Here is a 5,746-nt window from a genome sequence, read left to right on the forward strand (position 1 = left end):
GGGGGAAGCTCGGGGGTTATCCACGATCCATCCAACGTTAGCCCGACGCTCGTCGGAATTCCCAACGCAATGTTTTGGACGGGCGAGCTCGCCTTCGGCGGTCTCTTCCGCCCCCAAACTCCCTGCAAAATCGAAGGCGCGATCCTCCCCGGTCCAACATCGCCTCTACAGCGCTGGCGAGCCCTCGAGACGGGAGACCCAGCCCGGGAAGGCGGAGCGGCCGGCATACTGGGCGCTCTCGCCCAGCTCCTCCTCGATGCGCAGCAGCCGGTTGTATTTGGCCACACGGTCGCTGCGGCACGGCGCCCCGGTCTTGATCTGCCCTGCGTTCAACGCCACCGCCAGATCCGCGATGAACGTGTCCTCCGTCTCGCCGCTGCGGTGGGAGATGATCAGGCCCCACCCCGCCCGCTGGGCCAGCCGCGCCGCCTGGACCGCCTCGGTGAGCGTCCCGATTTGGTTGACCTTACACAGCAGCGCGTTGCACGCCCGCTCGGCGATCGCCCGGCGGATGCGGCTCACATTGGTCACCAGGAGATCGTCCCCTACCAGCTGGATCCGATCCCCCAGGCGCTCTGCCAGGTGCCGCCACCCCTCCCAGTCGTCCTCCGCCATCCCGTCTTCGATGGAGAGGATCGGATACTGCTCGGCCCAGCGGGCGTAGAGCTCCGCCAGCTCCGGCGCCGACAGCGTCCGCCCCTCCTTGCGGAGGACGTAGACGCCGTCCTGGTAGAGCTCGCTGGCCGCTGCGTCCAGCCCCAGGGCGATCTGCTCCCCCGGCGTGTAGCCCGCCGCTTGGATCGCCTCCAGGATCAGCTCGACCGCCTCCTGGTTGGAGCGCAGGTTCGGCGCGAAGCCCCCCTCGTCCCCCACGTTGGTGCTGTAGCCCCGCTTCTTGAGGACCTTCTTGAGATGATGATAGACCTCCGTTCCCCAGCGCAGGGCCTCGGCGAACGAAGGGGCGCCCACCGGGAGGATCAGGAATTCCTGAAGGTCCGCCGAATCGTCGGCGTGCTTGCCGCCGTTGAGGATGTTCATCATCGGCACCGGCAACACCCGGGCCTCCACGCCGCCCAGGTAGCGGTAGAGGGGAAGGCCCAGGGAGCGGGCGGCAGCGGCCGCCACCGCCAGGCTGACGCCCAGGATGGCATTGGCCCCCAGCTCCCGCTTGTTCTCGGTTCCATCCAGGCCGATCAGCGCCTCATCGATCCCCACCTGGTCCAGGGCGTCCCAGCCCACCAGCTCCTCGGCGATCCGGGTGTTGACGTTCTCCACCGCCCGCAGCACCCCCTTCCCCAGATAGCGGGAGGGGTCCTCATCGCGCAGCTCCCAGGCCTCGTGGGCGCCGGTGCTGGCGCCGGAGGGCACGGCCGCCTGGCCCACCGTGCCGTCGGCCAGATGCACTTCCACCTCCACCGTCGGGTTGCCGCGGGAATCCAGGATCTCCCGCGCCCGCACCATCTCGATCCGCGTGGGGAAATCCACCGCGCGCGCCATCGTTCGACTTCCTCCATGAGGTCTCTGTTTGATTATAGTCGCTCCCGGCGCAGGCTGGAGACGTTTTCGGTCTTGTCCTCACGAGGGAAATGCGGGAAGCGCTTTCAACGCATCCCTGCACCCTTTCTTCGCAAGCCGCATGGAATTTACAAGCTGTGTTCACTCTTTCAACATCTGGAAGGTCTGCAGAACCTAAACAAAAGCGGGCGGCGAAGCCGCCCGCTTTCACTCTATCCAAGGAACGTGCGCCCTGTTCGCCGAGGAAATGACGTCTCCTCTCGCTCCCTTCTACTTCTTCGAGGGGCCCTCGCTCCACCCATCGTTCGGGGGCCGTAGGGCCGTGAGGGGCGCGAAGAGCCCGCCCTCGATGATCCTCGGGAGCACCCAGACCAAGACTCCCCAGCGCTCGAATCCCTCCTCTCCGATCTGTGACAACGCCACGCCCATCACTTCGCCGTCACGCCGCCCCCAGCCCACCGCCCGCGATCCAGGCCCATGTTCCCTTCCGGGAACCCTATGCCCCAACCCTGAGCCAGCTCCTCCACCGATCCCCGCTCCCATTCCTGTTCCCGCTTCCCGCTGGCGTCCAGACTCAGGCTGCCGTCCCCGGAGGCATCGGCCGCTTCGGCCCCGCCGCCCCCAACACCCCCGCCCCGACAACCCCGGAGCGGTGCTTGAGCTGCTCTCCCTTCTGTCTTTAGTGATCGCCTTGGCCCCCGCTGTAGCTTCGCGCTTTCTCCCCTCCTGCGTCGGAGAAGCGGGCGGATTCAATCAATGGGAGCGCCGGCATCCTCCGGTCTTTTCAGCCCAGCCGGCCGCCCAGGTCTGGCAATCCAACGCTCTCGCGCTTGGGCCTCCGGCGCGATCCCCAAGACGTCCGCCAGCTCCGCCTCCGAAAGGGGATCTGAATCGGGATCGGGCTGCACAGGGATTCCAAGAGGCAGCGCAGGAGGGCCGCGTTTTCGTTCCGATCAGCCTCCACGTGAGCCGGGGCATGGGCGAGAAGCGTGGTGCGCATCCCTTGGAGGCCTTCGGGCTCCCGAACCGGTATGGCGCGCTCGGTTTCGGTTGGCCGATCAAACGGGATCGTCCCCGCTTGAGGAAATGCGACCCTGGCAAGCGGCACGCCCGAGAACGGGGATTGCCCCTCGTGCAGGCGATTGTTCCTAGAGGCTGGGCCGGAAGACGGAGAAGGCTTACCCCGTTTCGTCCGACACCTAGAGGAGGGTCCCGAATCCCTCCTGTTGTCCTGCGCGGATGGTGGGCCCTTGTAGGCCCCGAACCGCGGGCGGCCGGCGTCGCCGCTCCTCCCACGGCGCTTCTTTCGGTGCGGGCTGCGGATCAACCTAATGATCAGGGCGAACGCGCGACGGTCGAAGGGCCAAAGCGGTGGGCCCCCTGCTTCAGGTCACCGGCCCCCATCACGGCCCCAGCACGATCGGCTGCAAGTGGGGCATCAACTCCGACGGCAGTTGGGGATTCAGGCTCACGATCGCCAAAACCGTCACCGCAGACCCCCGACAGCCAGCCAGCCACAGAGAATGGACGCCGGAGGGTCCCCGAACCGACGCAAGGTGTCCGCGCCCCCGGGCGATCGAGAGAGGGAGAAGGCGGACTTCTTCTGCGTTCTTCTGCAGCCATTCTACCAGGCGATGGGGGAGGGCCTCACAGACTCGCCAGGCCTCGCGCGCGGAGGCATAGTGATACAACACCTGGACGATTCCGGCGACCCGAGCCTGGCGAGAGTCCGTGACCCCGACCGAATCCAGATCCCAGACCACCATCACGACTCCCTTCCCGGGCTGGTCGGGAGCCAGGTTCAGCAGGTTTGCGGTCTCCGCAACGGCCGCATCCCCCGCTCGGGGATCTGCCTCCACCTCCCACCCCAGCGCCCTCGGGGAGGGCTCGGACACCAGCGCGAACCCGCCAGGCAGGGAGGGCCCCACTTCTTGTGTTGCCAGCAGGGCTACAACCGCTGGCAAAAGGGCGATCAGAGCCCCTAAAAAGCTCCTGCGCTTCATCGCTCGCTCCTCGAGTTCACGGGCGGCAGCCACCTGTTCGACCGACGGAGCGGCTGCCGCACGGCGGCTCGCGTGAACAGAGCGGCCCCGGCGCGACCTCATCCGCGCCGAGGCCGGTTCACTCTTCTTAGAAAACCATGCGCCGGATCCCGAACCCCTGACCGGCGGACCTTATGAGATTTATTCGCCCACCACCATCGACTGCAAGCGCGGCAGCAACTCCGACGGCACTTGCGGATTCTCGCTGAGGATCCCCAAGAGCATCAAGGTAGACCCGCGACAACCAACCAGCCAGACGGACCGGACGTAGAGGGTCTGAAGCACCGCTAGGTGTCCGCGACCCCTGGCCATCGAGAGGGGGCGGACTTCCTCCAGCGACGCGTGCTGCCACTCCGGCAGGCGACGCGGCAGGGCTTCACAGGCTCGCCGCGCCTCAGCTGGGGAAGCAAAGGTGTATAGCGACTGGTGGATCCCGGCGATCCGGGCCCGGCGAAACTCAACGACCCCGACGGAATCCGGATGCCAGACCAGCATCGAAACTGCCTTGATAGGCCCGTTAGGAACTGAGCTCAGCAAGCGGACGATCTCTGCGACCATCCAGTCGGCATGACGGGAATCCACTTCCACCTCCCATCCCAGCTCCCTTAGGGATCCCTCTGATAGCAGTGCAAACCCATCCGGTGAGGAAGACTCCGCCCTTCCTATGGCGAACAGAGCGGCAAACAACGACAAAAGAGCGATCGCAGCCAGCAACAAATTTTTGTTTTTCATTTTTCGTCCTCCGATTTTATGGTATCATTGAATCCAGCATGTTGCTCGATAATTCGAGATGATCTGGCGATGCCAGCCAGTTAGCCACCATAGGAGGGGAACTCCTAATTTCGACTCTGGATATCTAAGCCACCACGTCCACTGATCGATGCATCCGTGATTGCTTGAGCACGTATCGGCATACCCTCCTGGGCCTAAGTATTCCTGGCTGTGGCAGTACGGAAGGGTCCAAACTGCAAGCTTATGCAGTCGTCCCCCAGACCAAGCATCTTCCCAGCGAGACGCATAGACCCGTCCCAACCACAGCGGGCCGGGAGGCCCGGATTGAAAGCGGGTAAGGGTGGACGTCGCGGCGGCCCACTCGTTCAGCTCCAGGGGCGCCCCTCGAGCGCCCGGCGGGGCCTCTTCCGATAATACTGGCCGTGGTGGTCCCCACCCGCCCAGCATCACGAGTAGGGCAGCCACCAGCGCCAACCTCAGCGTCCTGCGAATCGAGCGCCTCGCCAACGCTCATCGCATTCCGGCCGAGGCGCCTCCACCACTGGATTTTCCCCAGAGCTCCTCCTGCGGATTTCCACATGGCTCTGCGGGGAAAGGCCCACCTTGCCTCCTATAGAAGGCCGGAAGAAAGATCTCGAATCTCTCCCCTCTCCCCCTCTTAACGTTCAGCGCGGAGTCATCGGCCCAGAACCACGGACTGCAGGTGCGGCAGCAGCTCCCGCGGCACGTCCGGGTTCGGGCTGAAAATCGACAGGATCGTCAACGTGGAGGCGCGACAGCCGATCAGCCAAACGGTCTTGCCCACTTGGTCCTGAGCCACCAAGAGGTATCCGCGACCGTTCGCGATGGAGATCGAACGGACCTCCTCTAACTCCAACGGCATGTGGATCTGCTTCGGCAGGTGGTGCCGCAGGCCTTCACACGCCTGCCGGGCCTCAACAGGGGAAACGAGGGGGTATATGACCTGTTGGATTCCCGCGATCCGGGCTTTGTGGATCTCTGTGACCCCAGCGGAAGCCGGATCCCATGCGGCGATCGCCACGCCTCTTCCGAGCCGTTTCGGAGCTAAGCCGAACATGTTGGTGATCTCTGCGGCAATCTGGTCCGCAGGGCGGAGATCCGCCTCCACCTCCCATCCCAGCTCCCTCAGGGATCGCTCGGACACCATCGCGAACCCGCCGGGCGGGGAGGGCCACGCCCCTCGCGTCGCCAACAGGGCCACAACCACCGGCAAAAGGGCGATCAGAGCCGCCAAAAAGCCTTTACGCCTCATCGCCTGCCCCTCGAGCTCACGGGCGGCCGCCGCCGCTTGTTCGACCGACAGAACGGCTGCTGCGCGCGCGGCAGCTTGTGTGAACAGAGCAGCCCCGGCGCGATCTTGTCCGCACCAAGGCCCGTTAACTCTTCTTAGAAAACCGTGCGCCGGATCCCGAACCCTTCGTTGCGGGATCTCATGC

General features: G+C 65.1%; 4 protein-coding genes. All 4 read right to left on the bottom strand.

Annotated elements, in window-relative coordinates; genetic code table 11:
* Positions 1 to 165 precede the first annotated feature (165 nt).
* Positions 166 to 1,497, bottom strand: coding sequence for a phosphopyruvate hydratase (gene eno / locus NZM16_RS01340; protein WP_367280986.1), 1,332 nt, complete (start codon positions 1,495 to 1,497; stop codon positions 166 to 168).
* 1,421 nt (positions 1,498 to 2,918) lie between these two features.
* Positions 2,919 to 3,518 carry a hypothetical protein gene (locus NZM16_RS01345; RefSeq protein WP_295477950.1) on the bottom strand — a complete coding sequence of 200 codons (600 nt, stop codon included), beginning with the start codon at positions 3,516 to 3,518 and terminating at the stop codon, positions 2,919 to 2,921.
* Positions 3,519 to 3,698: 180 nt separating this feature from the next.
* The gene (locus NZM16_RS01350) at positions 3,699 to 4,289 is read right to left on the bottom strand and encodes a hypothetical protein (RefSeq protein WP_295477953.1); all 591 of its coding nucleotides are present in this window, start codon (positions 4,287 to 4,289) and stop codon (positions 3,699 to 3,701) included.
* A 676-nt stretch (positions 4,290 to 4,965) separates the two neighbouring features.
* The coding region (locus tag NZM16_RS01355; protein WP_295477956.1) for a hypothetical protein at positions 4,966 to 5,746 on the bottom strand (781 nt) is incomplete at its 5' end.

The sequence above is a fragment of the Thermoflexus sp. genome (assembly GCF_025055495.1).
Taxonomy (GTDB): Bacteria; Chloroflexota; Anaerolineae; order Thermoflexales; family Thermoflexaceae; genus Thermoflexus.

Excerpts from the sequence above, each read along its gene's own strand:
- eno (WP_367280986.1), bottom strand. The coding sequence starts at position 1,497 with ATGGCGCGCGCGGTGGATTTCCCCACGCGGATCGAGATGGTGCGGGCG.
- NZM16_RS01345 (WP_295477950.1), bottom strand. The coding sequence starts at position 3,518 with ATGAAGCGCAGGAGCTTTTTAGGGGCTCTGATCGCCCTTTTGCCAGCG.
- NZM16_RS01350 (WP_295477953.1), bottom strand. The coding sequence starts at position 4,289 with ATGAAAAACAAAAATTTGTTGCTGGCTGCGATCGCTCTTTTGTCGTTG.